26 protein-coding genes are annotated in these 26,982 nt (G+C 70.4%); 13 read left to right on the forward strand and 13 right to left on the reverse strand.

Features of this window, described 5'->3' with window-relative positions; genetic code table 11:
• Positions 1 to 89: 89 nt before the first annotated feature.
• Positions 90 to 4,418, forward strand: a complete 4,329-nt coding sequence (locus AOZ53_RS25295; protein WP_054489876.1) for a bifunctional nitrate reductase/sulfite reductase flavoprotein subunit alpha — start codon at positions 90 to 92, stop codon at positions 4,416 to 4,418.
• 95 nt (positions 4,419 to 4,513) lie between these two features.
• On the opposite strand, the gene AOZ53_RS25300 is transcribed toward AOZ53_RS25295, so the two are convergent.
• The 4 genes from AOZ53_RS25300 to dkgB all read right to left on the reverse strand — a co-directional run bounded on the left by AOZ53_RS25300 (position 4,514) and on the right by dkgB (position 8,231).
• Complete coding sequence (locus AOZ53_RS25300) at positions 4,514 to 5,266, reverse strand: hypothetical protein (RefSeq protein ID WP_054489844.1); 753 nt, start codon at positions 5,264 to 5,266, stop codon at positions 4,514 to 4,516.
• Between the two features lie 31 nt (positions 5,267 to 5,297).
• The gene (locus AOZ53_RS25305; RefSeq protein ID WP_054428736.1) at positions 5,298 to 6,347 is read right to left on the reverse strand and encodes an NADP(H)-dependent aldo-keto reductase; all 1,050 of its coding nucleotides are present in this window, start codon (positions 6,345 to 6,347) and stop codon (positions 5,298 to 5,300) included.
• Positions 6,348 to 6,484: 137 nt separating this feature from the next.
• Positions 6,485 to 7,375, reverse strand: coding sequence for an NAD-dependent epimerase/dehydratase family protein (locus AOZ53_RS25310; RefSeq protein WP_054489846.1), 891 nt, complete (start codon positions 7,373 to 7,375; stop codon positions 6,485 to 6,487).
• Positions 7,376 to 7,427: 52 nt separating this feature from the next.
• Positions 7,428 to 8,231: a 2,5-didehydrogluconate reductase DkgB gene (gene dkgB / locus AOZ53_RS25315; protein ID WP_054428738.1), complete on the reverse strand. Its 804-nt coding sequence runs from the start codon at positions 8,229 to 8,231 to the stop codon at positions 7,428 to 7,430.
• Positions 8,232 to 8,332: 101 nt separating this feature from the next.
• Here dkgB and AOZ53_RS25320 point away from each other — a divergent pair, with 101 nt between their 5' ends.
• The 4 genes from AOZ53_RS25320 (at position 8,333) to AOZ53_RS25335 (ending at position 10,554) form a co-directional block, all read left to right on the forward strand.
• Positions 8,333 to 9,235, forward strand: a complete 903-nt coding sequence (locus AOZ53_RS25320; RefSeq protein ID WP_054428739.1) for a LysR family transcriptional regulator — start codon at positions 8,333 to 8,335, stop codon at positions 9,233 to 9,235.
• A gap of 74 nt (positions 9,236 to 9,309) precedes the next feature.
• On the forward strand, positions 9,310 to 9,669 hold the full coding sequence (locus tag AOZ53_RS25325) for a translation initiation factor Sui1 (protein WP_054428740.1): 360 nt from the start codon (positions 9,310 to 9,312) through the stop codon (positions 9,667 to 9,669).
• Between the two features lie 5 nt (positions 9,670 to 9,674).
• Positions 9,675 to 10,025 (forward strand): DOPA 4,5-dioxygenase family protein, encoded by a 351-nt coding sequence (locus tag AOZ53_RS25330; RefSeq protein ID WP_054428741.1) that lies wholly within the window; start codon positions 9,675 to 9,677, stop codon positions 10,023 to 10,025.
• 76 nt (positions 10,026 to 10,101) lie between these two features.
• Positions 10,102 to 10,554, forward strand: a complete 453-nt coding sequence (locus AOZ53_RS25335; protein ID WP_054428742.1) for a GNAT family N-acetyltransferase — start codon at positions 10,102 to 10,104, stop codon at positions 10,552 to 10,554.
• Between the two features lie 3 nt (positions 10,555 to 10,557).
• On the opposite strand, the gene AOZ53_RS25340 is transcribed toward AOZ53_RS25335, so the two are convergent.
• The gene (locus tag AOZ53_RS25340) at positions 10,558 to 11,448 is read right to left on the reverse strand and encodes a LysR family transcriptional regulator (protein WP_054428743.1); all 891 of its coding nucleotides are present in this window, start codon (positions 11,446 to 11,448) and stop codon (positions 10,558 to 10,560) included.
• A 158-nt stretch (positions 11,449 to 11,606) separates the two neighbouring features.
• Between AOZ53_RS25340 and AOZ53_RS25345 the strand changes: the two genes are divergently transcribed.
• Positions 11,607 to 12,773 (forward strand): mandelate racemase/muconate lactonizing enzyme family protein, encoded by a 1,167-nt coding sequence (locus AOZ53_RS25345; protein ID WP_054428744.1) that lies wholly within the window; start codon positions 11,607 to 11,609, stop codon positions 12,771 to 12,773.
• Positions 12,774 to 12,817: 44 nt separating this feature from the next.
• Here the strand turns inward: AOZ53_RS25345 and AOZ53_RS25350 are convergent, their stop codons facing one another.
• Complete coding sequence (locus AOZ53_RS25350; RefSeq protein WP_054489878.1) at positions 12,818 to 13,663, reverse strand: AraC family transcriptional regulator; 846 nt, start codon at positions 13,661 to 13,663, stop codon at positions 12,818 to 12,820.
• Between the two features lie 90 nt (positions 13,664 to 13,753).
• Here AOZ53_RS25350 and AOZ53_RS25355 point away from each other — a divergent pair, with 90 nt between their 5' ends.
• Both AOZ53_RS25355 and AOZ53_RS25360 read left to right on the forward strand, forming a co-directional pair.
• Positions 13,754 to 14,956, forward strand: coding sequence for an FAD-dependent oxidoreductase (locus tag AOZ53_RS25355; protein WP_054489848.1), 1,203 nt, complete (start codon positions 13,754 to 13,756; stop codon positions 14,954 to 14,956).
• Between the two features lie 87 nt (positions 14,957 to 15,043).
• Positions 15,044 to 15,448 (forward strand): lysozyme inhibitor LprI family protein, encoded by a 405-nt coding sequence (locus AOZ53_RS25360; protein WP_054489852.1) that lies wholly within the window; start codon positions 15,044 to 15,046, stop codon positions 15,446 to 15,448.
• An 87-nt stretch (positions 15,449 to 15,535) separates the two neighbouring features.
• Here the strand turns inward: AOZ53_RS25360 and AOZ53_RS25365 are convergent, their stop codons facing one another.
• The 3 genes from AOZ53_RS25365 to AOZ53_RS25375 form a co-directional block, all read right to left on the reverse strand.
• Positions 15,536 to 17,047: a tripartite tricarboxylate transporter permease gene (locus AOZ53_RS25365; protein WP_054429243.1), complete on the reverse strand. Its 1,512-nt coding sequence runs from the start codon at positions 17,045 to 17,047 to the stop codon at positions 15,536 to 15,538.
• Positions 17,048 to 17,062: 15 nt separating this feature from the next.
• On the reverse strand, positions 17,063 to 17,491 hold the full coding sequence (locus AOZ53_RS25370) for a tripartite tricarboxylate transporter TctB family protein (protein ID WP_054476464.1): 429 nt from the start codon (positions 17,489 to 17,491) through the stop codon (positions 17,063 to 17,065).
• Between the two features lie 551 nt (positions 17,492 to 18,042).
• Positions 18,043 to 19,887: a methyl-accepting chemotaxis protein gene (locus AOZ53_RS25375; protein ID WP_054428748.1), complete on the reverse strand. Its 1,845-nt coding sequence runs from the start codon at positions 19,885 to 19,887 to the stop codon at positions 18,043 to 18,045.
• A gap of 205 nt (positions 19,888 to 20,092) precedes the next feature.
• Here AOZ53_RS25375 and AOZ53_RS25380 point away from each other — a divergent pair, with 205 nt between their 5' ends.
• The 4 genes from AOZ53_RS25380 (at position 20,093) to AOZ53_RS25395 (ending at position 22,547) form a co-directional block, all read left to right on the forward strand.
• Entirely contained in the window at positions 20,093 to 21,148 is a 1,056-nt protein-coding gene (locus AOZ53_RS25380) for a sensor domain-containing diguanylate cyclase (protein ID WP_197286523.1), read from the forward strand.
• An 84-nt stretch (positions 21,149 to 21,232) separates the two neighbouring features.
• Positions 21,233 to 21,547: an ArsR/SmtB family transcription factor gene (locus AOZ53_RS25385; protein WP_054428750.1), complete on the forward strand. Its 315-nt coding sequence runs from the start codon at positions 21,233 to 21,235 to the stop codon at positions 21,545 to 21,547.
• Positions 21,544 to 21,903, forward strand: coding sequence for an SRPBCC family protein (locus tag AOZ53_RS25390; RefSeq protein ID WP_054489856.1), 360 nt, complete (start codon positions 21,544 to 21,546; stop codon positions 21,901 to 21,903). Before AOZ53_RS25385 ends, AOZ53_RS25390 begins: the two co-directional genes overlap by 4 nt.
• A 38-nt stretch (positions 21,904 to 21,941) precedes the next feature.
• Positions 21,942 to 22,547 (forward strand): ATP-dependent Clp protease proteolytic subunit, encoded by a 606-nt coding sequence (locus AOZ53_RS25395; RefSeq protein ID WP_054489858.1) that lies wholly within the window; start codon positions 21,942 to 21,944, stop codon positions 22,545 to 22,547.
• Between the two features lie 49 nt (positions 22,548 to 22,596).
• Here AOZ53_RS25395 and AOZ53_RS25400 read toward each other — a convergent pair whose 3' ends face one another.
• Positions 22,597 to 23,853 (reverse strand): MFS transporter, encoded by a 1,257-nt coding sequence (locus AOZ53_RS25400; RefSeq protein ID WP_054489860.1) that lies wholly within the window; start codon positions 23,851 to 23,853, stop codon positions 22,597 to 22,599.
• Between the two features lie 119 nt (positions 23,854 to 23,972).
• On the reverse strand, positions 23,973 to 24,926 hold the full coding sequence (locus tag AOZ53_RS25405; protein ID WP_054428754.1) for a helix-turn-helix transcriptional regulator: 954 nt from the start codon (positions 24,924 to 24,926) through the stop codon (positions 23,973 to 23,975).
• Between the two features lie 93 nt (positions 24,927 to 25,019).
• On the opposite strand from AOZ53_RS25405, the gene AOZ53_RS25410 reads away from it, so the two are divergent.
• Entirely contained in the window at positions 25,020 to 26,237 is a 1,218-nt protein-coding gene (locus AOZ53_RS25410) for an MFS transporter (RefSeq protein WP_054489879.1), read from the forward strand.
• On the opposite strand, the gene AOZ53_RS25415 is transcribed toward AOZ53_RS25410, so the two are convergent.
• Both AOZ53_RS25415 and AOZ53_RS25420 read right to left on the reverse strand, forming a co-directional pair.
• Entirely contained in the window at positions 26,197 to 26,604 is a 408-nt protein-coding gene (locus AOZ53_RS25415) for a helix-turn-helix domain-containing protein (protein WP_054476454.1), read from the reverse strand. The genes AOZ53_RS25410 and AOZ53_RS25415 overlap by 41 nt on opposite strands.
• Entirely contained in the window at positions 26,601 to 26,963 is a 363-nt protein-coding gene (locus AOZ53_RS25420; RefSeq protein ID WP_054428756.1) for a GIY-YIG nuclease family protein, read from the reverse strand. Before AOZ53_RS25420 ends, AOZ53_RS25415 begins: the two co-directional genes overlap by 4 nt.
• Between the last annotated feature and the right edge of the window lie 19 nt (positions 26,964 to 26,982).

The following is a 26,982-nucleotide window of genomic DNA, read 5'->3' on the forward strand; positions in this document are numbered from 1 at the left end:
CCACGCCGGGAACCAACCAGGGCAATGGCGCCCTGCCCGCCCGGCCGCTGGCCGCGCAGGCAGGGCGCTTTCTTTTTTGGGAACCGAGCATGAGCGGCAGCCAGCGCACCGTGGACACCGTCTGCCCCTACTGCGGCGTGGGCTGCGGCATGACCCTGCACGTGGAACGGGAGCAGGTGGTGAAGATCACCGGCAACCGCGAGCATCCCAGCAACTTCGGCCGCCTCTGCACCAAGGGGTCGTCGGCCCACCTTGCCCTGCGCCAGTCGGGCAGGCTGGAGCACGCCTACGTGCGCGACCGGCGCGGCCAGGACCTGGCGCCGCGGCCGATGGCGGACACCCTGCGCGACACCGCCGGGCGGCTGCGCGCCATCATCGACGCGCACGGCCCCGACGCGGTATCGCTGTACGTATCGGGACAGATGTCGATCGAGGCCCAGTACCTGGCCAACAAGCTGGCCAAGGGCTTCATCGGCACCAACAACATCGAATCGAATTCGCGCCTGTGCATGGCCAGCGCCGGCAGCGGCTACAAGCTGTCGCTGGGCGCCGACGGCCCGCCCGGCTCGTACCAGGACATCGACCGCGCCGATCTGTTCCTGGTGATCGGCGCCAACATGGCCGACTGCCATCCGATCCTGTACCTGCGCATGATGGACCGGGTCAAGGCCGGCGCCCGCCTGATCGTGGTCGATCCGCGCCGCACCACCACCGCCGAGAAGGCGCATCTGCACCTGGCGATCAAGCCGGGCACCGACCTGGCGCTGCTCAACGGCCTGCTGCATCTGCTGCATGAGGCCGGCAAGACCGACGCGGCCTTCATCGCCGCGCACACCGACGGCTGGGAGGCGATGCCGGACTTGCTGCGCGACTACGCGCCCGAGCGGGTCGAGGCGCTGACCGGCATTGCCGCCGCGCAACTGCGCCAGGCCGCCGACTGGATCGGCGCGGCGCCGGAATGGATGAGCTGCTGGACCATGGGGCTGAACCAGAGCACCCACGGCACCTGGAACACCAACGCGCTGTGCAACCTGCACCTGGCCACCGGCCGCATCTGCCGGCCGGGCAGCGGGCCGTTCTCGCTGACCGGCCAGCCCAACGCGATGGGCGGACGCGAGATGGGCTACATGGGCCCCGGCCTGCCGGGCCAGCGCAGCGTGCTGTCGGCCGCCGACCGCGCCTTTGTCGAAGCGCGCTGGGGCGTGCCGGCCGGCACGCTGCATACGCGGCTGGGGCAAGGCACCATCGACCTGTTCCAGCGCATGGCGGCAGGCGAGGTCACGGCCTGCTGGATCATCTGCACCAACCCGGTGGCCAGCGTCGCCAACCGCGCCAACGTGGTGGCCGGGCTGCGCGCGGCGGAACTGGTGATCGCGCAGGACGCCTACCTGGACACCGAGACCAACCGCTACGCCGACATCCTGCTGCCCGGCGCGCTGTGGGCCGAGGCCGACGGCGTGATGATCAATTCCGAACGCACCCTGACGCTGATGCCGCGGGCCGTGCCGCCGCCCGGCGACGCGCTGCCCGACTGGCGCATCATCGCCGGCGTGGCCTGCGAGATGGGCTACGGCCACGCGTTCCAGTACGCCAGCGCGGAGGAGGTGTTCGAGGAGATCGCCGGTTTTTCCAACCCCGCCACCGGCTACGACCTGCGCGGCGCCAGCCATGCGCGGCTGCGCGAGACGCCGCTGCAATGGCCCTGTGCGCGCGCCGACGGCCCCGAGCGCAATCCGATCCGCTATCTCAACGACGGCGTCAGCCAGCCGTGGCGCGAAGAGGACGATGGCGCGCGGCCGCGCCTGGCGTTCGCCACCGCCAACGGCCGCGCGCAGTTCCACGCGCGGCCGCACGCCGATCCGGCCGAGCTGCCCGATGCCGACTATCCCATGGTGCTCAACACCGGGCGGCTGCAGCACCAATGGCACACGCTGACCAAGACCGGCAAGGTGCCGATGCTGAACAAACTCAACCCCGCGCCGTTCGTGGAGATCCACCCCGATGACGCGACAGCGCTCGGCATCGCTGCCGGCGACAACGTTGAGATCCGTTCGCGCCGCGGCCGCGCGGTGCTGCCCGCCGTCGTCACCGACCGGGTGCGGCCCGGCAACTGCTTCGCCCCCATGCACTGGAACGACGTGTATGGCGACGATCTGTGCATCAACGCCGTCACCAGCGACGCCATCGATCCGGTGTCGCAGCAGCCCGAGCTGAAGTTCTGCGCGGTGGCGCTGTGCCGCGTCGCGGTGCCTGCCGGCAGGGCGACGAGCGCCGTAGCGCCGGCCACGTTGGCCATGACGGAAATGGCGGCCGACAATGTTGCCGGCCTGGCCGCGGCACACGCGGCCCCGGCGTTGACAGCGGCCGGGAACCTGGAGACCGGCCCGGCCCTGCAGCCCGTCGCCGTGTCGGCCAGCGGCGCCGCCCCCGCCGAGGCCATGGCCGCGCTACTCGGCCTGACGAGCGGCGCGGAACCGCCCGCGCTGGATGCGCGCCAGCGCCACTACCTGTCGGGTTTTCTCAACGGCTTGCGGCAGGCCGGCGGCGCTCCCGGCATTCCGGAGCTGCCCGTCCACGCGCCTTTCGACGAAGCCACCCGCCTGTGGCTCAACGGCCTGCTGCATGGCCTGTACAGCCGCGCGCCGCGGCCGTTGGCGCCAGCGACCACGCCTGCCACCGACGCGGCGGAGGCCACCGTCCGCATCATCGGCCCGCGCCCGCGCGTGACGCTGCTGTGGGCCTCGCAGACCGGCAATGCCGAATCGCTGGTGGAACGCAGCGCCACCGCGCTGGCCGCGGCCGGTTTCGAGCTGCGCACCGCCTGCATGGCGGACTGCACGCTCGACGCCCTGGCGCGCGCCCAGCACCTGTTGCTGATCACCAGCACCTTCGGCGACGGCGACGCGCCGGACAACGGCCAGGACCTGTGGCGCGCGCTGTCGGCCGCCGACGCGCCGCGGCTGGCGTCGCTGCGCTATGCGGTGCTGGCGCTGGGCGACAGCAACTATGACGCCTTCTGCGGCCACGGCCGCCGGCTCGACCAGCGGCTGGCGCAGCTGGGCGCGCGGCCCTTGCTGGCGCGGGTCGATTGCGACACCGACTACGAGGCGCCGGCCGACGCCTGGCTGGAAAGCGCCATCGCCGGCATCCATGCGGCCAACGCCGAACAGCATGGCCATCCGGCCGGCGGCCTGATGCCTGACGACATCGCGGCGGCGCTGACTGCCGACGCCCCGTCCGGCAGGGCGGCCCCCGCCGCGCCGCCCGAACCTGCCGCCCCGCCCATCGGCGCGCGCCCGGCGCCGCCCTCCCGGACGCGCCCGGCGCCCGCGCGCCTGATCGGCAACCAGCGGCTGAACGCCAGCGGCGACAAGGACACGCGCGCGCTGACGCTGGACATCGCCGGCACCGGGTTGGACTACCAGGCCGGAGACGCGCTGGGCGTCTGGCCGGTGAACTGCCCCGAGCTGGTGGAGGAACTGCTGGCGCAGGCCGGCCTGTCGGGCGACGCGGTGGCCAGCGTGCCGGGCGTCGGCGACATGCCGCTGGCCCGGGCGCTGTCCACGCATTACGAAATCGCGCGCCCCGCGCCGGCCACGCTGGCGCTGATCGCGGAACACACCCGCGATCCCGGCCTGCGGCAATTGCTGGCCGAGGAGTGCCGCGCGGACCTGCGGCAATGGCTGTGGGGCAAGCAGCTGGCCGACGTGCTGCACGCGTTTCCGGCGGCGCTGCCGGCGCAGGCGTGGCTGGGCGCGCTCAAGCGCATGCAGCCGCGCCTGTACTCCATCGCCTCCAGCCCCAAGGCGCATCCCGGCCAGGTCCACCTGACGGTGTCCGCGGTGCGCTACGACAACGGCCGGCGCCAGCGCAAGGGCGTCTCGTCGACCTTCCTGGCCGACCGCGCGAGCGACGCCGACGTGCCGGTCTTCGTGCAGGAGGCCAGCCACTTCCGGCCGCCACGGCAGGGCGACACGCCGATGATCATGGTCGGCCCCGGCACCGGCGTGGCGCCGTTCCGCGCCTTCCTGCAAGAGCGGCGGGCGCGCGGCGATGGCGGCCGCAACTGGCTGTTCTTCGGCGAGCGGCACGCGGCCAGCGATTTCTACTATCGCGACGAACTGCAGGCGCTGCGCGACGACGGCCTGCTGACGCGGCTGGACCTGGCGTTCTCGCGCGACCAGGCCGCCAAGATCTACGTGCAGGACCGCATGCGCGAGCACGGCGCGCGGCTCTGGGCGTGGCTGCAGGAGGGCGCCCATTTCTATGTCTGCGGCGATGCAGGACAGATGGCCCGCGACGTAGACGCCATGCTCAGGCAGGTGGTGCGGGAACACGGCGGCATGGATGCCGACGCGGCGGCGGCCTACGTGGCGCGCATGACCGCGGACAAGCGCTATGTGCGCGATGTGTATTGAAGCGAAGCGGCGCGGCGCGCGGCCGCAATGATCGGCCGGCGCGTCGGCCGGCTCGTGTAGGCATCACCCACGCCGGCATGACCGACGGTTGCGTGCTAGCGGGCGCCGCCGTGGGGATCGTGCGGATCGTCGGCCGCCAGCCCGGCGCCCACGCCCATCATGCCCATGCCCGCGGCGGCGCCACCACCGCCCCCTGCACCCCCGCCCCCGCCCTTGCCGCCGCCCGCCTCGCCACGGGCATTGCCGCCCTTCGCGCCGCCAGCGGCGGGCCGGGTCGGGCCCTGGCGCGGAATCGCCAGGCCGACCGGCACGGGTTCCAGGTTCAGCACGCGGCGGATGAAATCGCGCAACGACACCACCAGCTCGGCGGTCTCGATGCGGCGTCCGGCCACCAGGTCGGCGGCCGCCTGGGCCGCGAGCCGCACCTGGTCCTCGGTGCCCAGCAGGATGATGTCGGACAGCGCCGCCTCGACCGCGTCGCGCACGCGCCGGCGGCGCTCGCCGCCGGGGCCGTCCAGCGCCGCCGGCCGCAGCGGGTCGGCGGCATCGGGGTCGATCTCATCGTCGTGCGCGCCGCTGGCGACGGCCGCTTGCGGCGCGCCATGGCGCAGGTCGCGCAGATGGCTGGGGTCCACCACCAGGTTGCCGGTGAAGGACCCGCCCAGCGTCTTGTAGGCCGCGATCAGGGTGCGCAGGCGCTCGTTGATCTGGCGGTTCTCGCGTTCGCGCCGCTGCTGGATGGTCTGCATCACCAGCAGGCGGATCCCCACCCCGATCAGGGTGATGACCGCCAGGCCCAGCAGCGTGGACAGTACGGTTTGCCAGGAGCTGAAATCGAGATTGCGCATATAGGGTCCTCGTCGCTCCCGGCAAGCGGGATCAAGGCGCCGGATTCGGGTGGCGCACGTGGATCTGGTCGATGGCCTGCAGCACGTCGGACGACAGTTCGACGTCGACGCTATCGATATTTTCCTTCAATTGCTGCAGGTTGGTGGCGCCGATCAGGTTGCTGGTGACGAACGGGCGCTGGTTGACCCAGGCCAGCGCCAGGTGCGTCGGCGAGATGCCGTGCTGGCGCGCCAGTTCGACGTACTCGCGGGTGGCGGCCTCGGCCTGCGGGTTGCTGTAGCGGGTGAAGCGCGTATACAGCGTCAGGCGGGCGTTGGCGGGACGGGCGCCGTCCAGGTACTTGCCGCAAAGCATGCCCATGGCCAGCGGCGAATAGGCCAGCAGGCCCACGCCTTCGTGGTGGCTGAATTCCGACAGGCCGATCTCGTAGACGCGATTGAGCAGGCTGTAGGCGTTCTGGATCGTAGCGATGCGCGCCAGGCCGAGATTGTCGGAGGCCTTCAGGAACTGCGACACGCCCCACGGCGTTTCGTTGGAGACGCCGACGTGGCGCACCTTGCCGGCGCGCACGAAGTCCTGCAGCACCGACAGGGTTTCCTCGATCGGCACGGTGTGGTCGTCCTTGACCCACGGATACGACAGCTGGCCGAAGGTAGCGGTGGTGCGGTCGGGCCAGTGCAGCTGGTACAGGTCCAGGTAATCCGTCTGCAGGCGCTTGAGGCTGGCGTCCAGCGCCTCGGTCAGGTTCTTGCGATCGAGGAAGGTCTTGCCGTCGCGGATGTGGCCGGGACGCTTGGGATCGCGCACCGGGCCGGCCACCTTGCTGGCCAGCACGATGTCCTGGCGCCGCTTGCTGCGCGCCAGCCAGGTGCCGATGTAGGTTTCGGTCAGGCCCTGGGTTTCCGGCTTGGGCGGCACCGGGTACATTTCGGCCACGTCGACCAGGTTGACGCCGCGCTCGAGCGCGTAGTCCAGCTGCTGGTGGGCCTCGGCCTCGGTATTCTGCTCGCCCCAGGTCATGGTGCCCAGGCCGATCAGGCTGACGTCCAGGTCGGTACGGCCGAGTTTGCGGTATTTCAAGTTCTGCTCCGTGCGGAATCTCTGAAGGGAACGGTTACCTTACCGCAACTCTGTTGGCGTTTTGCTGACGGCGCCCCGCCGTTGGCCCACCCCGTGGACGCCGGCGCGGCCCCGACCCGGCGCCGCGCCGTCCCGCGTCAGGCGATGGCCTGGCGCACCCAGCCCAGCACGTCATCGTGCCGCGGCGCCCAGCCCAGTTCGCGGCGCGCCTTGCCCGCCCGCACCCGGCTGTTGGAGCCGAGCGCGTAGGCGCCCAGGTCCTTGCCCCAATAAGCCACCGCCTGCGCCGGATCCCAGGCCTGGGCCGGTCCCAGCCCCAGGGCCTGGCCGATGGCGCCGACCAGGTCGACGAAGGCGGTCTCGCCGTTCTCGACGAAATAGAAGCTGCCGGCCGGCGCCTTCTCCAGCGCCAGGTGATACAGCGCCGCGACATCGGCGATGTGCACGTTGGACCAGCGGTTCAGGCCCCGGCCGACGTGGCGCGCGATGCCGCTTTCGCGGGCCTGCGCCACCAGCGGCGGGATCTGCACGCTTGCGGCGCGCGGCCCCTCGGTCGAACCGTAGATCAGGGTGTGGCACAGCACCACGCTGCGCACGCCCGGCGCGCTGGCGTGGATCAGGTCATTGATGGCGATGCGCGCCACCTTGCCCGGCACCGGCGCCACCGGCGTGGTTTCGTCGAACACCGCGTCGGACGGCTCGCCCAGCGCGTCGTCGGCGACCAGGCTGCTGCCGCTGGTATGGATGAACGCCTTGCCGCTGCCCGCCAGCGCGCCCAGCAGGGCCTCGACGGCGCCGCGATGGTCGCTGTCGGCGGCGTTGATGACCGCGTCGGCGGCGCGCGCCTCGGCCGCCAGCAGCGCCGCGTCATCCAGCGTGCCCAGCACCGGTTCGATGCCGAAGCCGCGCAGTTCGGCGGCGCGGTCGGGATTGCGGATCAGGCCGCGGACCTGGTGGCCGGCCCTGGCCATCGAGGCGGCGACGGCGCCGCCGATGAACCCGCTGGCGCCGGTGATGAATAGCTTCATGGAATGGCTCCTTGTGAAATCTGGTTGGCGCGCGCGGCGCCGATGGCGTGCCTCAGTCCCAGGCGGCGGCCAGGCCTTCCGGGCTGACTTCGCGGCCGTTGCGTTCCAGCGCGGCGATCTGCGCCATGTCGGCGTCGGTCAGGCGCAGGTCGCGGGCCAGCAGGTTGCTCGCCAGGTTCTCGCGCCTGGTCGACGACGGGATCACGGCGAAGCCGCGTTGCAGCGCCCAGGCCAGAGCGACCTGCGCCGGCGTGGCGTTGTGGCGCTGCGCGATCTGGCCGATCACCGGATCCTTCAGCACCTTGCCGTAGGCCAGCGTCATGTACGACGTGACGGGGATGCCCTGCTGGTTCAGGAAGTCCACCAGCGCCGCATTCTGCAGGTAGGGGCTGAGCTCGATCTGGTTGGTGGCGATGGCGTCCTTGCCGACGGCGGCGATGGCCTCGCGGGTCTCGGCAATGGGGAAGTTGGAGATGCCGATCTGGCGCGTCAAGCCCTGCTCGCGGGCATCCATCAGGCCGGCCATCATCTCGGCGATGGCGACGCCGTTGCCGGGCGCGGGCCAGTGGATCAGGGTCAGGTCGACGTAGTCGGTGCGCAGCTTGGCCAGGCTGTCCTTCAGGCTGGGCACGAGCTTGGCGCGGCCATAGTTCGGCACCCAGATCTTGGTGGTCAGGAACAGGTCGGCGCGGGCGATGCCGCTGGCCTCGACAGCCTGGCCGACCTCGGCCTCGTTCTCATAGATCTGGGCGGTATCGACGGCGCGGTAGCCGACGTCCAGCGCGTTGCGCACGGAATCGATGACGACCTGGCCCTGCAGGCGGAAAGTGCCGACGCCAAAAGACGGGATGCTCATGTAAAACTCCTGGGTAGGTGTTGGAATGCACCCAGTGTGCCCGCACGATCCTTGCGGAATAAGCCCTGTATCGGCGAAAGACTTTTGATATAACGTCAAATATGAAAACGACACTCGACGAAATGCAGGTCTTTATCGCCATCGTCGACAGCGGCTCGATCACCGCCGCCGCCGATGCGCTGCAGCAGACCATTTCCGCCACCAGCCGCACCATGACGCGGCTGGAGGAAAAGCTGCAGACCACGCTGATGCGCCGCACCACCCGGCGGCTGGAACTGACCGAGGAAGGCCGCGCCTACCTGGAGCAGGCCCGCAAGATCATCGCCGCGGTCGAAGAGACCGAGGAGCAGATGCACGCGCGCCGCAACCAGCCGGCCGGGCGGCTGCGGGTCGACGCCGCCTCGCCCTTCATGCTGCACGTGATCGTGCCGCTGGTGCCTGGCTACCGCAAGCGCTATCCCAAGGTCGAGCTGGAACTGAACAGCAATGAGGGCAACATCGACCTGCTGGAACGCCGCACCGACCTGGCGCTGCGCATCGGCAGCCTGAAGGATTCGTCGCTGCATGCCGTGCCGATCGGCCGCAGCCGCGTGCGGGTGCTGGCCAGCCCCGGCTACCTGGCGGCGCACGGCACGCCCAAGCGCGTGGCCGACCTGGCGGACCACAGCCTGCTGGGCTTCTCGCAACTGGAATCGCTCAACGAGTGGCCGCTGGAGGATGCCGACGGCCAGCCGCTGCACATCCAGCCGGCGATCCGCTCGTTCAGCGGCGAGACGCTGCGGCAACTGGCGCTGAACGACGCCGGCATCGTCTGCCTGTCGGACTTCATGACGCGCGCCGACCGCCAGTCCGGCGCGCTGCGCCAGCTGTTTCCGCGCCAGACGCTGGACGTGCGCCAGCCGGTCAACGCGGTCTATTACCGCAACACCGCGATCTCCTCGCGCATCAAGTCGTTCATCGATTACCTGGTCGAGTCGCTGGGGCCGCGCGGCTTCGACGAATGAGCGCCGCCCGCGCCGGGCCCGCGGCGGCGGCTCCGGCATAATGGCTGCCTGAACCGCAATCTCACGCATCACCCATGAAAAGCAGCTCCCCAGGCGGACTCGTCTACTCCACCGACGGCGGCCGGATGTGCCCGCAATGCCGCCGCCCGCTCGCCGATTGCCAGTGCAAGGCGGCGGCCCGGCCCGTGCCGGCCCCTGGCGGCGTGCGCGTCTCGCGCGAGACCAAGGGCCGCGGCGGCAAGGCCGTGACCGTGGTCAAGGGCCTGCCGCTGGACGACGACGCCCTGGCCGCGCTGGGCAAGCAGCTGCGCACCGCCTGCGGCTCGGGTGGCACCGTCAAGGACGGCGTCATCGAGGTGCAGGGCGACCATTGCGACCGCATCCTGGCCGCGCTCGACAAACTCGGCCATCGCGCCAAGCGCGCCGGAGGTTGACCCTCATGATCCTGGACCCCGCCATCGTCGACAGCTGGCACGCCCACGTCTATTTCAATGCCGACAGCCGCGACGCGGCCTGGGCGCTGCGCGAACAGGCCATCGCCGCGTTCGGCGACAGCATCCAGATGGGCCGCTTCCACGAGCGCCCGGTCGGCCCGCATCCGCAATGGAGCTATCAGCTCGCCTTCGCGCCGGCCACGCTGCCGCGGGTGCTCACCTGGCTGGCGCTCAACCATGGCGCGCTGGATGTGTTCCTGCATCCCAACACCGGCGAATCGCTGCGCGACCACCGCGACTGCGCGGTGTGGATCGGCCACAGCCACACGCTGAACCTGGCCGCGCTCGGCGGCTGATCCCCGCGCGCTTGCCGTGCTCGGCGCGCATCCGCGACCCGCCGGACGCGCCCCCTTCCGCCTGACGACGCCCGACATGAACCTGCACTACCGCCCAGCCCATCCCGACGACGCCGCCGCCTGCATCGACCTGCGCGGCCGCACCCGCGAGAACGCCTTCTCGGCCGAAGACCTGCGCGCGCTCGGCATCACGCCTGAAAGCTGGCGCGACGGCATCCGCGACGGATCGCTGCCCGGCGTGGTGGCGCTGGCGGACGGCGCGCTGGCCGGCTACTGCTTCGGCGATCGCGACAGCGGCGAGATCCTGGTGCTGGCCCTGCTGCCGGCCTGCGAGGGCCGCGGCATCGGCCGCGCATTGCTCGACCAGGTCATGCAGACGCTGCGCGGGCTGGGCCACGAACGCCTGTTCCTGAGCTGCGCGGCCGATCCGGGCGTGCGCTCGCACGGCTTCTACCGGCGGCTGGGGTGGACGCCCACCGGCGAGATCGACGCGGCCGGCGACGAAGTGCTGGCCTATCGATTCCGCTAGGGCCTACGCGAAGCGCGCCATCAGGAAATCAATGAACGCCCGCGTGCGCGCCGACAGGTCGCGCTTGCTGGGGTAGTACACGAACAGGTCGGCCGAGGGCAGGATGAACTCGGGCAGCACCACCCGCAGCCGCCCGCTCTCCAGGTACTTGGCCAGATCCCACTCCGAGCGCACCAGGATGCCGTGGCCATCGAGCGCCCAGTTCAGCACGATGTCGCCATCGTTGCTGGACAGCGCGCCATGCACCTTCACGGTCTCGGCGCGGCCGTCGCGGGTGAAGCGCCAGACGCCATAGGCGTCCTCGTTCTGCCGGTGGATGATGCATTGATGACTGGCCAGGTCGCGCAGGCTGGCGGGCGTGCCGTGCCGCGCCAGGTAGCGCGGCGCCGCGCACAGGAAGCGCCGGTTCGACAGCACGCGCCGGGCGACCAGGCGCTGATCGGGCAAGGCGCCGAAGCGGATGCCCAGGTCCACGCCGCTTTCCACCAGGTCGATGGGCCGGTCGGTGACGTCCAGCTGCACCTCGACCTGCGGATGCTGCGCGGCGAACTCGGACACGATGGGCGCGATCGCGGTGCGGCCGAAGCCGAGCGTCGCGTTGATGCGCAGCAGGCCCTTGGGCACGGAACCGCTGGACGACACCACCTCTTCCATTTCGCGCACGTCGGCCAGGATGCGCGTGGCGTAGTGCAGGTAGGTTTCGCCTTCGGGCGTGAGGCTGATGCTGCGGGTGGTGCGGTTCACCAGCCGCACGCCCAGCCGCGCCTCCAGCTGCGCCAGGCGCTTGGTGGCCGCCGGCGGCGTCAGGTCGAGCAGGCGCGCCACCGTCGACAGGTTGCGGTGGCGCGCCAGCAGCACGAAGAACTCCAGGGAAGATGCCAGATCGTGGTTCACGGCGGGAAACGCCTCATGCGGACGAGGCCGGCGACGGCAGGCGAGCGCCGGAATCTTTAACTTCAAGTTAATAAAGTAGTGCCTGATAGCGAATCATAATGCCGCATCAAGCCAATAATCTACGGTTTTCCCATCCCCGCCCCCGGCCAGGAGACACCATGAAAATCGTCGAAATCCGCGAGAAGACCGTCCCGATCAGTTCCCCCATCCGCAACGCCTACATCGACTTCAGCAAGATGACGCTGAGCCTGGTGGCCGTGGTGACCGACGTGGTGCGCGACGGCCGGCGCGTGATCGGCTACGGCTTCAACTCCAACGGCCGCTATGGCCAGGGCACGCTGATGCGCGAACGCTTCATCCCGCGCGTGCTGGAGGCCGACCCCGCCAGCCTGCTCGACGACAGCGGCGACAACCTCGATCCGCACCGGGTCTGGGACGCCATGTACATCAACGAAAAGCCGGGCGGCCATGGCGAACGCTCGGTCGCCATTGGCACCATCGACATGGCGGTGTGGGACGCGGTCGCCAAGATCGCCGGCAAGCCGCTGTTCCAGCTGCTGGCCGAGCGCTACGGCAATGGCCGCCCCGACCGCCGCGTGTTCGTCTATGCGGCGGGCGGCTACTACTATCCGGGCCAGGACCTGGGCAAGCTCAAGGACGAGATGCGCGGCTACGTCGACCGCGGCTACACCGTGGTCAAGAAGAAGATCGGCGGCGCCTCGCTGGACGAAGACCTGCGCCGCATCGACGCCATCCTGGGCGTGCTGGGCGATGGCAAGAAACTGGCGGTGGACGCCAACGGCCGCTTCGACCTGGACACCGCGATCCGCTACGCCAAGGCGCTGTCGCAGTACGACCTGTTCTGGTACGAGGAAGCCGGCGACCCGCTCGACTTCGAACTGCAGGCCACGCTGCGCAACTACTACGACAAGCCGATGGCCACCGGCGAGAACCTGTTCTCGATGCAGGACGCGCGCAACCTGATCCGCTACGGCGGCATGCGGCCGGACCGCGACTGGCTGCAATTCGACTGCGCCCTGAGCTACGGCCTGGTGGAATACCTGCGCACGCTCGACATGCTGCGCCAGCACGGCTGGTCGGCCAGCCGCTGCATTCCGCACGGCGGCCACCAGATGTCGCTGAACATCGCCGCCGGCCTGGGCCTGGGCGGCAATGAATCCTATCCGGACCTGTTCCAGCCCTATGGCGGCTTCCCCGACGGCGTGCGGGTCGACAACGGCTACGTCACGCTGCCCGAACTGCCCGGCATCGGCTTCGAGGGCAAGGCGGACCTGATCGCCGAGATGCGCAAGCTGGCGGAGTAAGGCGGCCGCCAGACGCCGGGACGCCGCGCGTCCCGGCGCGCGGATCAGGCGACGCCCGCGACGCCCGCGTCGCCCTCGTCCAGCGGCGTGCGCAGATAGCGCCCCGGCGTCATGCCGAAGGCGCGCTTGAACATGGCGATGAAATTGCCGGGCGTGGCGTAGCCCAGCGCGTCGGCCACCTGCGCCACCGGCTGGCCCGCGCTCAGGCGTTCCAGCGCATGGATCAGGCGCAGTTGCTGGCGCCACTGCGCGAACCCCAGGCCGGTCTCGTCGCGGAACAGGCGCTGCGCGGTGCGCGGCGCCAGGCCGGCGTGCGCGGCCAGCACGTCCAGCGGCCGGCTGTCGGCCGGGTCGTCGGCCAACGCCTGCGCCAGCCGGGCCAGGCGCCGGTCGCGCGGCCACGGCAGGTGCAGGCGTTCGCGCGGCGCCGCCTCGATCTCGTCCAGCAACACCGCCGCGAAGCGCGCGCGCGCCGGATCCAGCGCCAGCTTGTCCGGCCAATCGGCCGCGCGCAGGACCATGGCGCGCAACACCCCGTCCACCCCCAGCACGCAGGGCGCCGCCGGCAACGCCGCGGCGGCCCGCGGATGCACCAGCGCGACCCAGCCGCTGGCGGCGCCCGCCACGCTGACCCGGTGCCGCAGCCCCGGCGGGATCCAGCCCGCGCGCTGCGGCGGCAACAGCCATGCGCCCGCCTCGGTGCGCACCCGCATCGCGCCGCTGTCCACCCCGAACAACTGCCCGCGGGCATGGGCGTGCCAATCGTATTCGCGCGAGCCCAGCCGGAACTCGCTGCCCGGCGCGTCGGCGCCATGGAACACGTACACGGCCGGGCCGTCGAGCAATTCGCTGTAGTCGGGCGCGGGGGCAGCGGTCTGGCGGGTTCGCATGATTTGTTGGCGCGCCGGCATTACCGGCGCGGACGCGCTTGCGCGCAAGCTGTGGGGGTGCCGGCGACGCCGGCTTGCTTCGAGGACATTATGCAGAATCTCCACGTTTCCATCATCGGCGCCGGCCTGGGCGGACTGTGCCTGGCGCAGGGGCTGGCGCGGGCCGGCATCGAGGTCGACGTCTACGAGCGCGACGCGCGCACCGACAGCCGGGTGCAGGGCTACCGCCTGCGCATCGACGCCACCGGCCAGGCGGCGCTGGCGCACTGCCTGCCGCCCGACCTGTACGCCCTGTTCCAACACAGCTGCTCGACCCACGACCAGCCCGGCGGCATGTTCGACGCGCAACTGCGGCCGCTGCCGCAGCGCGCCTCGGCCACCTGGCGTCTGGACGGCGCCGACACCCCGCCCGACCGCTCCGCCCACCGCCAGACGCTGCGCGAGATCCTGCTGTCGGGCCTGGGGCCGCGGGTGCATTTCGGCCATGGCTGCGCCGGCCTGGACGCGGCGGGGCTGCGCCTGGATGGCCTGCCCGCGCGGCCCGGCACGCTGGTCGTGGCCGCCGACGGCGTGCATTCCGCGCTGCGGCGCCAGCATCTGCCGCAGGCCGCGCCACGGGACACGGGCACCGTCACGATCTTCGGGGTGGCGCCGCTGGGCAGCCTGGCAGGCGATGCGCTGCCCGCGGATCTGCGGGCCGGCGCGGGCGTGGTGTTCGGACCCGGCTATGCGCTGGTGCTGGACGCCATGCGGCTGCCGGCGCTGCCGCCGCTTGCGCAGCGGATCGCCCCCGCCAGCCGTCTCAGTGATATCCCCAACTACCAGTACTGGGCCGTGATCGGCGAACGCGCCGCGGTGCTGGGCGAGGACTCGCCCCTGCCCGACGCCGACGCGGCCCCGCGGGATGCGGATGCCGGCCGTCGCTGGCAGCGCGCCGCCGAGCGGCTGCTCGCCCCGGTGCATCCCGCGCTGGCCGCCATGGCGGCCGCCAGCGATCCGGCCGGCATCGCCCTGAAGACCGTCTACAGCGCGCCCGCCCTGCCCCGCTGGACGCAAGCGGGCCTGACCTTCCTGGGCGATGCCGTCCACGCAATGAGCCCGGCGGGCGGATTGGGCGCGAACACCGCCCTGGCCGATGCGCAATCGCTGGCGGCGTTGCTGGCGCAGACGCGACAAGGCCTGCCGCTGGAGCAGGCCTTGCAACGCTATGAGGAGAGTCTGCGGCAACGCGGAGCGCTGGCCGTCGGCCAATCGACGCAGGCCGCCGCGCGCATCATGGGGCGGGACGGCTGACGCCCAGGGCGCGGATGCGTGGGCGATAATCAGCGGCTTGAAGCCGCCTCCCGACTCTCGACCCGACATCCCTCAGCCACCATGCGCATGCGTTCAACGTCCGGCCGTCGCCTCATTGCTGCTCTTGTCCTGAGCGCATCGCCCCTGGCGCATGCGCAGGACTGCCAGGCGGACGACTACTCGCCGATATGCACGGACATGCGGGCGCAGGCCGCCTACGAGCAGGCCGACAGCGACCTCAACGGCGTGTATCAACGGCTTCTGAAAACCCTGTCGCAACCCCGGAACGAGGTGCTTGACTATCCCCCGCTGAAGACCCGGTTCGTCGAGGCCCAGCGGCGGTGGGTGCGCTTTCGCGACAGCGAGTGCGCCGCGTGGTACCTGATCAATCAGGCCGGGACCGGGCGCAATGCGGACCAGATGGCATGCCTTCTGCGCAGGACGCAACAGCGGACCCAGCAATTGCAGGAGTGGCAGGCCAATCTGCCCTAGCGCGCGCATGACGCTCGCGCCGGGCATCCGACCCGGCCCTGTCGGCGCCGCGGGCGGCGTCGACAGGGCCAGGCGTTCAACGCGCGATCACGGCTCGGCGGGTTGCTGCTCCAGCGCCGGCGCTTTGCGCGCCTTGCGCAGGAACGACACCAGCTGCCACACGACGGCCGCGCCGATCAGCGCCAGCAGCGTGCCGCTGATCGGCCGCGTCAGGAACACGCCGAACTCGCCGCGGCTGAGCAGCATGGCGCGGCGGAAGTTCTCTTCCAGCATCGGGCCGAGGATGAAGCCCAGCATCAGCGGCGCCGCTTCCATGCCCAGGCGCAGGAACAGGTAGCCGATCAGGCCGAAGATCGCCGTGATGTAGATGTCGTCCAGGTTGTTGTTGATGCTGAACGTGCCGATGCAGCAGAAGAACAGGATCGCCGGGAACAGCACCGTGTACGGGATCTTGAACACCGACAGCCAGTAGCGCACCAGCGGCACGTTCAGGATCAGCAGGAAGCAGTTGCCCACCCACATGCTGGCCACCAGGCCCCAGAACAGGTCGGGGTGGGTGCCGATCATGTTGGGACCGGGCTGGATGCCCTTGACGATGAACGCGGCCAGCATCAGCGCCATGACGGCGTTTTCGGGGATGCCGATGGCCATCAGCGGGATGAAGCTGGTGCGCGCGGCCGCCTCGTCGGCCGCCGCCTGGCCCGCCACGCCTTCGATGGCGCCGTTGCCGATCTCGTGGCGGTACTTGCTGAAGCGCTTGTCGGCCGCATAGGCGGCGAACTGCGCGATCGTCGGGCCGCCGCCCGGCAGGATGCCCAGCACCGAACCCACCACGCTGCCGCGCAGCGCGCTGGGGATGATGCGCTTGAACTCGGGCCACGTCGGGATCAGCTTGATCTTGCCGTTGAACGGCGTCAGCGTGTTGCGGTTGTCCAGGTTCTTGACGATCTCGGCGATGCCGAAGCAGCCCAGCGCGATGCTGATGAGGCCCACGCCGTCCTGCAGGAAGGCCAGGTCCATCGTGTAGCGCGCCACGCCGCTGTTGACGTCGGTGCCGATCACGCCCAGCAGGATGCCGATCATGGCCATCGCCAGGCCATTGAGCAGGCTGCCGCTGCTGACGAAGCTGACGCAGAAGAAGCCCAGCAGCATCAGCGCGCAGTAGTCGGCCGGGCCGAACAGCAGGCCGACTTCGCCCAGCGCCGGCGCCATCGTCGACAGCACCACGATCGCCACGGTGCCGCCGATGAAGCTCGACACGCCCGCGGTGAACAAGGCCAGGCCGGTCTTGCCCTTCAGGTTCATCTGATACCCGTCGATGCAGGCGACGATACTGCTCGCATGCGGGATCTTCATCGTGATCGCGCTGACGCTATCGCCGTACTGCGCGCCGTAGTAGATGCCGGCGAGCATGATCAGCGCACCGCCGGTGGGAATGGAATACGTCAGCGGCAACAGCAGGCTGATGGTCGACAGCGGGCCCAGGCCCGGCAGCAGGCCGACCAGCGTGCCGACCACGCAGCCGATCGCGCAGTACATCAGGTTCTGCAGGGTCAGCGCGTGCTCGAAACCGAACGCGAGATTGTTCAACATCTCCATCATGATGGCTCTCCCTCAGTACAGCGGCAGGTTCAGGCCGAGCAGGTTGCGGAAGGCGAATGCCACCGCGATCAGGCCCAGCGAGATCTTGATATTGCGCACCACCGAGTACGAGGTGCCCGCCAGCGTCGAGCAGAACACCAGGAAGACGATGCCCACGATCATGTTGATGAAGCCCGACACCACCGCGAAGCCGCACAGGCTCAGCATGATGATGGCGATGTTCTTGATGCTGTAGCTCAGCGGCACCGGCGGCACGAAGCGCGAACGCACCACCGAGATCACCCCGATCACGCCCAGCAGCGAGCTGACCATCAGCGGGAACAGGCCCGGCCCCGAGCGGCTGAACGACCCCAGTTGGTACTTCAACGCCGCCAGCCCGAACAGCAGGGCGAAGGCGATCATGAAGAGCCCCGCGACAAAGTTTCTATTGCCCAAATACATAAGACGCGCCCTCCCAGGCATTGCGTTTTTTTCGCTTGTTATTGCCACCCGGTTTCTCAAACCGGTCTGGTTTCCCCGCCTGTCTTCCCGCTGAAAATTTCGGTGCTGCGGACGAGGTCGGCAGATAGTAGAGAGCGACACTTCCAATCAGCTTTCGCTTTTTGCGCCGAAACGCGCGAATGACTTATCGCTTTCCCGTAGGTCTGGCGACATGAAGCTGACTGCTTCCTGAATTGATGTCAAAATGACAACGGCCCGCGGCCTCACCCCCCATTCAGCGAGACGAAAGCCGCGTGCGCGGGCCGTTCCGGCAAGACGGATCGGGTCGGTGGAAAGACAGGAAAAACGTCCGCGAGCGGGACCGGGAAAGATCGGCGCGATGCAACCGCATCGCGCCACGACAAGCGCCATCTCCGGCGACATCCATGCATCACCCGCGTCGCATTGCGCGACGCTGGCGCGGCCGTCACCACACGGGATGACGGACCGCCATGCGCGTCGGCGCGCGGCGCGTCATGCGCCTCACGCGCCGCCGCGCCAACCGCGCCGGATCAGGCCGGCAGCGCCGCCATGCGGGGCGCGGCGCCGTGCGCATCGCCGCGCAGCTTGAACAGGGCCACGGTGCCGGCCAGCGCGCCGGCCTGGTCGCTCAGCATCGCCGAGGCCGCCGCCGACTGTTCCACCAGCGCCGCGTTCTGTTGCGTGGCCTGGTCCATCTCCGACACGCTGCGGTCGATCTGGCTGATGCCCACGCTCTGTTCGGCCATGGCGCCATGGATCTCGCTGACAAGACGCTGAACACGCGACACGCCTTCAACGATCTCGTGCATGGTCGAGCCGGCCGCCTGGACCCGCTCGGTGCCGCTGCGCACGTTCTGCACCGATGCCTGGATCAGCGTGCGGATCTCCTGCGCCGAGGCCGCGCTGCGCTGCGCCAGCGTGCGCACCTCGCCCGCCACCACGGCGAAGCCGCGGCCCTGTTCGCCGGCCCGCGCGGCCTCGACCGCCGCGTTCAGCGCCAGGATGTTGGTCTGGAAGGCGATGCCGTCGATGACGCTGATGATCTCGGTGATGCGCTCGGACGACTGCGCGATCGCGCCCATGGTGCTGACCGCGTCGGTCACCACCTGGCCGCCGCGCTCGGCCGCCTGGCTGGCTTCGGTCGCCAGGCGCGTGGCGTGCTCGGCGGCCTCCTCGGTCTGGCGCACGCTGGAGGTCAGCTCGGTCAGCGCCGACGAGGTCTCCTGCAGCGAGCCGGCCGACACTTCGGTGCGTTGCGACAGGTCGCGGTTGCCCATCTCGATCTCGCGCGTGGCCGAGGTCATCGAGTGCACGCCGTTGCGCACGTCCAGCATGACGTGGCTGATCTTGTCGACGAAGGCGTTGAACGACGACGAGATCTGCGCCACTTCGTCATGCCCCACCACCGCCAGCCGGTGCGTCATGTCGCCGTCGCCCGAACCGATGGTGTCCATGGCGTCGCGCACCGCCGACAGGCGCTTGAAGGCGCGCGAGGTCACCACGCTGGCCAGCAGCACGGCCACCAGCGTCAGCACCACCATCGAGATCAGCGTGGCGTTGAACACCTGCGACAGGCCGGCGGTGGCCTCGGCCTCGTCCAGCGCGATCACCAGGAACCAGTCGGTGCCGGCGATCGGACGCGCCTTGAGCAGCTTGGGCGCGCCGCCCAGGCTCAGCACCAGCGGCGCGGCGCCGTCGTGCGCCATGCCGGCCAGCACCGCCGGCGTCAAGCCGGCGGCCACGTCGGTGGACGGCTTGAGCGCCAGCTTGTCGTCGACGTGCGAGATCACCTGGCCGTCGGTGGCCAGCACGAACGCGGTGCTGGAAGGCGTGGGCCGGATCGCCTTGATGACGTCCTTGATGCCGTCCAGCGCCACCGCGCCGCTGACGGCGCCGGTGGTCTGGCCGGCGCGCACGATCGGCGCGGTGAAGGCCACGTAGGGCTTGCCGGTGCCGGAATCGCCATACGGCTTGGTCACGGTCAGCTTGCCGGCGGACACCGCGCTCTTGTACCAGGGACGCGCGGTGGGATCGTAGTCGGCCGGCGTCTGGGCGGTCGAGAAGTAGCTCTTGTCGGACCAGCCGATGCTGGTGATGGGAAAGCCGTTGGTCTCGCCCATGAGCTTGGTCAGGCCGCGCGGATCGCCCTTCTCCACCACCGCGGCGGTGGCCGATACCGCCAGGGCCTTGTCGGCCGACCAGCGTTCGATGGCGCTGGCGTTGCCGGCGGCGATGGCGTCCAGGTCCGCGGAGATGGTTGCCATCATGTTGTCGCGCACGATGTGATAAATCGCAATGCCCGAGAGCACTAGCGCGCCGATGACGGTGAAGCAGGTGATCAACAGGATCCTGTTGCGCAACGAGGTGATTTTCATGCTTGTCTTCTTACTGCAACTGCCCATGCCGGGGGGCACGGGTATCCAGGTACGCGACGACGCAAGCGTCCGCGCCATCCTGGCTTACGGCAATGCAACATAGGACTTTAGGAAGGCAGGGCAGGCATAATGTCGACAAGGCCGCTCCCTGGGCCGAGGACCCGGGGCCGGCATCGATGCGTCAGTGTTTTTTTGGGAGCTTTCGTTGGACCCGATACTCGCCGAACTGTCGGCGTCACTGCAGGCGGCCAAATCGGTCGAACAGTTGACGCGCCCTCTTCTGGATATGCTCGGAGCCGTCACCGGCCTGGAATCCACCTATCTCACCTCGATCGATCCGGACGAGGACCAGCAGCACGTGCGCTACGCGCGCAACGTCGGCGCGCTGCAGATTCCGGAAGGCCTGTCGGTGCCGTGGTCGGACACGCTGTGCAAGCGCGCGCTGGAAGAAGGCCGCATGTCCACCAGCGACGTCGGCGCCTGCTGGCCCGATTCCGACGCGGCGCGCCAGCTCGGCATCCAGACCTACGTCAGCACCCCGATCCGCACCGACGACGGCCTGCTGCTGGGCACGCTGTGCGGCGCCAGCGCCCGCCGCCAGGACATCGCGCCGCAGGCCGAGGCCATCATGCGCCTGTTCTCCAGCGTGATCGCCAGCTTCCTGGAACGCGAACAGCTGGTGGCCGAACTGCGCACCGCCAACACCAAGCTGATGGCCTACGCGCTGACCGATCCGCTGACCGGCCTGCCCAACCGCCGCGCGCTGTACGAGGAACTGGACCGCCTGCGCGGCCGCGCGCTGCGCGAAGGCGGCAGCGTGCTGGTGGGCGTGGTCGACCTGGACGGCTTCAAGGGCATCAACGACACCTACGGCCACCAGCTGGGCGACGCCTTCCTGCAGGAAGTCTCGCGGCGCCTGGCGATGGCGCTGCGCGCCTCCGACATGGTCGGGCGGCGGGGCGGCGATGAATTCGTGCTGATCGGCCCCGGCCCCGCGCTGGCGCGCGGCGACGCGGCGCCAGGCCACGAGGCCGAACGCGGCGATGCCGAGGAAGCGGCGCGCTCGCTCGAAGACCGCGCCGCCGCCGCCACCGTCGGCCGCTACCCGCTCGGCGACATCGCCCTGCCCTACGAGGGCGCCAGCGTCGGCGTGGTGGCGCTCGATCCGCGCGGCCTGGCGGCCGAGGAAGCGGTGCGCCTGGCCGATGCCCGCATGTACGAGATCAAGCGCGCCCGCAAGGCGGCCCGCGTCATCCACTGAGTCCCCCGCCCGCGCAGGGCGGCGGCCCGGCCCCTGATCCGGGCCGGGCTTGCACAACACATAAGCAACTGCTAATGTGTTGCCATGATCGAAAACGACATCTTCAAGGCCCTGGCCGACCCGACCCGCCGCGCGCTGTTCGACAAGCTGGCGGCGGGCGCCATGAACGCCAGCGCGCTGCGCGAGGGCCTGGACATCAGCCAGCCCGCGGTCTCGCAGCACCTGGCGGTGCTGCGCCAGGCGCGGCTGGTGCGCGAGGAACGCCAGGGTCGTTTCGTCAATTACGAAGTCGACCCGGACGGCCTGGCGCTGCTCGCCGGCTGGCTGTCGAAGTACCGCGCCTGGTGGCCGGCGCGGGTCGACGCCCTGAAGACGCTGCTCAAGGACATGGACCAATGACCCACACGGACGCCGCCTCGCGGGACACGCCCCTGGTGCTCGACTACGAACTGGATGCGCCGCCCGAGAAGGTCTGGCGCGCCCTCAGCATCCCCGCCCTGCGCGAGCAGTGGCTGCCGGACGGCGCGCTGGCCGATCCCGAGCCGCTGGCCGCGACGCCCGGCGTCGAAGTCCGCTACCGCATGCGCGACACGCTGCCGCCCTGCCTGGAAAGCGTGGTCACGTTCCAGCTCAATCCCACCGCCGACGGCGGCACCCGCCTGACCATCATCCACGCCCCCGACGACGCGCGGCTGGCGCGGCCCGCGCCGCAAGCCGCGAACGATGCCTGGCCGGCCTTCAAGCTCGCCGCCTGACGCCGCCTTTCCCTTTGATGCAAGACAGGAGTTCGCGCATGAGCGAAACGATGCAGCTCGTCCCGATGGTGGTGGAACAGTCCGGCCGCGGGGAACGTTCGTTCGATATCTATTCGCGCCTGCTGCGCGAACGCATCATCTTCCTGAGCGGCGAGGTCAATGACGCCGTGTCGGCCCTGGTGTGCGCGCAGCTGCTGTTCCTGGAAGCCGAGAATCCCGGCAAGCCGATCCACCTGTACATCAATTCGCCCGGCGGCGTCATCACCAGCGGGCTGGCCATGTACGACACCATGCAGTTCATCAAGTCGCCGGTGCACACCCTGTGCATGGGCACCGCGCGCTCGATGGGATCGTTCCTGCTGATGGCCGGCGAGCCCGGCCATCGCGCCGCGCTGGCCAACGCCAGCCTGCACGTGCACCAGCCGCTGGGCGGCTTCCAGGGGCAGGCCTCGGACATGCTGATCCACGCCGAGGAAATGCAGCGCACCAAGCAGCGCATCATCCGCCTCTATGCCGAGCACTGCGGACGCAGCTACGAAGACGTCGAGCGCAGCCTCGATCGCGACCGCTACATGAGCGCCGAAGAGGCGGTGGACTGGGGCCTGATCGACCACGTCATGGATGCGCGCTCGGCCGGCTTCTGACGCGCCCCCCCGCGGCGCGCGTCGTCACCCGGCCGACGCGGCGCGCCCGCTACGCCTCGGCCAGCCTGCGCTGGTGGCGCGCCCGCAGCACGCCGTTGGCGGCGGCGCCCAGCGCCAGCAGCACCGCGGTTCCCAGGAACACCGCCGGCATGCCGAAATGGCCGCCGATGAAGCCGCCCAGCAAGGGGCCGGCCACCTGGCCGACGTACTGCGCCGAGATCGACATGCCCAGCACATTGCCGCCGACGCCATCGGGCACGTTGTGGCGGATGACGCTGGTGACGCACGGCAACAGCCCGCCCAGCGCCAGGCCCATCAGGAAACGCAGCGCCACCAGTTGCCAGCCGGCGGTGACGAAGGCCTGCGGGATCAGCAACAGCGCGGCCACGGCCAGCGCGCCGACGATCACGGTCCAGTGGCCGACACGGTCGGCCAGCCGGCCCAGCCGCGAGGCAGACAGGATCGCGCCCAGCGCCGCCGCCGACATGACCACGCCCGACACCAGCGTGACGCGCGCCGGATCCTCCACCAGCTGGCCCACGTAGACCGTGATGATCGGCTCGATCGACATGGTGGCGAACATCAGCAGCATGCCGGTCGCCAGCATCGCGGCCACCGGCCGCTTGTCGGGGATCTGCGCCCAGCCGCCGCGGCGCTTGCCGTCCTGCCTGGCCGACTTGGGCGGGCGCGGCATTTCCTTGATGAGGAACACGGTGGCCAGGAACGCCAGGAAGATCACGCCGCCCGCCAGCAGGAAGGTGGCGCGGATGCCGATCAGCGGCGGCAGCGCGCCGCCGATCAGCGGGCCCACCAGGTTGCCCGCCATGATGCCGGCCGACAGCACGCCCAGCGCCCAGCCGGAACGCGCCTTGGGCGCCTGCATCGCCACCAGGATGGTCGAGCCCGACGCGTAGCCGCCGGCCAGGCCCACCAGCAGCCGCAGCAGCACCAGCTGCCACACGCTCTGCACCATGCCGGTCAGCGACATACAGATCGCCATGCCGAACGAGGCGCGCACCAGCATCAGCTTGCGGCCATAGCGGTCGCCCAGCCGGCCCCACAGCGGCGCGACCAGCGCCGCGGCGAAGAAGGTGGCGCCGTAGGCCACGCCCGACCACTGCACGATGGCCGCATGGCCCTGCACGCCCAGCTCTTCCACGTACAGCGGCAGGAACGGCAGCAGCAGCGTCATCGCCACGATGGTGCTGAACGAGCCGGCGAAACAGACGGCCAGGTTGCGGCGCCAATGGATGTTCTCGGCCGGCGCGGCGCTGTCGGCGCGTTCCGGGGAAGTGGACGAAGTCATGGGGGAAGGCCTTGGCGCTGTCGGGCGTGGAGTCGTGGAACCGGGATTGTTGCCAGCCTCGTCCCCCGCAGCAAGGCCAGCCGCGATACCGGTATTGCCGCTACCCCCCAGACGCGCGGCTACTGCGCGGCGCCGCGCAGCCAGGCCGTGGGCGTGGCGCCGCGATGCGCCTTGAAGGCCTTGATGAAATGGCTGAGGCTGGAAAAGCCGATGCGGTAGGCGGTCTCGGTGACCGAGCAGCCGCGCCGCAACAGGCGCGCGGCGGCGTCCATCCGGGTCTGCAGCAGGCAGCCATGCACCGATTGCCCGTAGAGCGACATGAAGCCGGCCTGCAGCCGCTTTTCGCTCAGGCCCACGGCCTGCGCCAGTTGCCGCACGCCGCCGCAATCGGCGTAGTCGCGCTGGATGCGGCGGTGCGCTTCGGCCAGCCGCCTGCGGTCGGCCGGCGGCGGCAGGTCGGCGGCGCCGCGGCCGGCCAGGTGCGACAGCGTCAGCGCCAGGGCCTCCTGGGCCTTGCCCTGCAGATACAGCGCGGCGATCTCGCCGCGATCCTGGTTCCAGGCCAGGATCTCGCTGGCCACGCGCGCCAGGCCCGGCCACAGCGGCAGCAGCGCCAGCTGCGCATCGCGCGCCGGCACGCTGCCATCGGCCGCGAAGGCGCTGGACGGCACCTGCTGCAGGGTGCGCCGCCACAAGGCGCGCACGGCCTCGCTGGAAAACCGGATGTCGACCGCGCGGATGTTGCGCCGGCCCTTGAAATCGTCCCAGCCAGGCACCGGTTCGGCGGTGCCGTGCACGATGACGCTGCCCGGCTGGATGCTCAGGGCCGCGCCGCCGTCGAAGCCCAGGCCGAACTGCCCTTCGAGCACGATCGCCACGCCGACGCAGGACTCGGCCGCGCCGCTGGCCGCCCAGTCGGACTCGGGCCGGCCGTCGAGGCAGCCGATCGAGATGCCGCCCGGCAGCTCGTGCTGGGTGCGGATCTCGAGCCAGTCCGGCGGCAGCAGGCGCAGCAGGTCCTGCGCGGTGAGCGGCGCGCCGCGGTCCGGGGCAAGGCGGGGCTGAGAGGCCATTTTGTTCCTATTCCGCAATTTCCGGCGCGGATTCGCTAGCGCGACCGCCGCCAGGCCTGGATGATAACAATTTTCATCCGCATCAAGCCCTACATGCTCGCCTCTTCAGACCCGCTCCGCGCGCGCAGCGAAACCACCGCGCTGTTCGTCTTCAACACCCTGTGCCTGACGGCAATCATGGCTTTCATGCCGGTGATCGGCCCGGTCGTGCGCGGCCTGCGCCTGGCCGAATGGCATGGCGGCCTGGTGGTCACCGTGGCCGGCGTGCTGTGGATGCTGATGGCGCGCTACTGGGGCCGCCGCAGCGACCGCATCGGCCGCCGCCGCGTGCTGCTGCGCGCCGCCGCCGGCTATATCGTCAGCTATCTGTTGCTGGCCGTGGGCCTGGACCTGATGCTGCGCGAGCCGCCGCCGGTGTGGCTGGCGCTGCTGGCGCTGATGGCGCTGCGCGCGCTGATCGGCGCCTTCTACGCCGCCATGCCCACCGTCAGCGCCGCCCGCATCGCCGACGTCACCGCGCCGGCACAGCGCGGCGCGATGATGGCCAAACTGGGCGCGGCCAACGGCCTGGGCATGGTGCTGGGGCCCGCCATCGGCGGCCTGCTGGTCAAGGACAGCCTGACCCTGCCGCTCTACCTCGCCGCCGCGCTGCCGCTGCTGGGCACGCTGTGGCTGGCCGCGAAGCTGCCGTCCGACGCCGCGCACGAGCCGCGCGCCACGCCGCCGCTGAAGCTGAGCGACCCGCGGCTGCGCCTGCCGCTGGTCGCCATGCTGCTGGCCATGGGCGCCGTCATCACGGCGCAGATGATCGTCGGCTTCTACGCCATGGACGCGCTGCGCCAGGCGCCCGGCCCCGCGGCGCGGACGGCGGCGTGGGCCATGACCACCGTCGGCGTCATGCTGATCCTGGTGCAGGTGGGGCTGGCCAAGGCCCGCCGCATGAACGCGACGCGCTGCCTGGCGGGCGGCGCGCTCTTGTCCGGCATCGGCTTCCTGCTGGTGCCGGTGCTGGGCGGCGCCGCCGGCCTGGTGGCGTGCTACGCCATCATGGCCGCGGGCATGGGGCTGGTGTTCCCGTCGATCCAGACCCTGGCCGCCAACGCCGTCAGCGCCGACGAGCAAGGCATCGCCGCCGGCTCGGTGATCGCGGTGCAGGGCATGGCGATGGTGGTGGCGCCGCTGGTGTGCACGCTGCTGTACGGCGTGCGTCCGTGGATGCCTTATGTGGTGGCCGCCGGCCTGTTGCTGCTGGTGGCGCTGGCCGCGACGCTCAAGCCGCGCCGGCCCCTGGCAGCCCCGTCGGCGCCGTGAGCGGCGCGGACTGCGCGGCCGCGCGGGTCCAGCGATCGGCGACGTTCTCGCCCGCCACCCGCAACAGGCGCAAGCCGGCGGGCCGTAACGCGACGCGATAGCCGGCGGCGGCGCCAGCGCCGCCCACCAGCCCGGTTTTCTCCAGCGGCCGCAGGCGCCGCAGCAGCGCCGAACGCGACGCGCCCAGGGCGGCGGCCAGCGTCGCCAGCGACACCGGTTCGCCGCGCGCATCGGCCAGCCGATGCAGCAGCGCGAAGTCGTCCAGGTCGATGCCGTGATGCGTGGCCAGCACGTCATCGAGCTGGAACCGCAGGCCGACATAGCCGCCATGCCACGCCAGGCAGGCTTCGATGGCGTCCGGCGTCATGGCGTGGCTCCCGCCGGTTCGTAACCCGCCTCGCCCTGGCAGGGGATGTCCTGGCGCCACAACGCCACCAGGTCCTCCAGCTCGCGCGCGGCGTCGAAGGCCGGGTCGGCGCGCGGCTTGACCCGGTCCAGCACGTCGAAGGTGAAGCTGGCCTCGCCATGCTCGCGCCAATCGCGGCGCAGCAGCGCGTTGCGATGCGTGCCCTGGCGCAATTCGAAGCGGTGCCGGTTGAGCGCGCCGTCGGCATTGGCGCTGCCGGCCACCAGCGCGCGGCCGCTGATCCGGTTGCGGATCGCGTAGACGCCGGCCAGGGTCTTGGTCTCGAGGTACTGCCGTTTGAGGGTCTGTCGGTCTGTCATGTCCAGGGCTCGTCCACAA

The organism is Achromobacter sp. 2789STDY5608621 (genome assembly GCF_001299375.1).
Classification (GTDB): Bacteria; Pseudomonadota; Gammaproteobacteria; order Burkholderiales; family Burkholderiaceae_B; genus Achromobacter; species Achromobacter insuavis.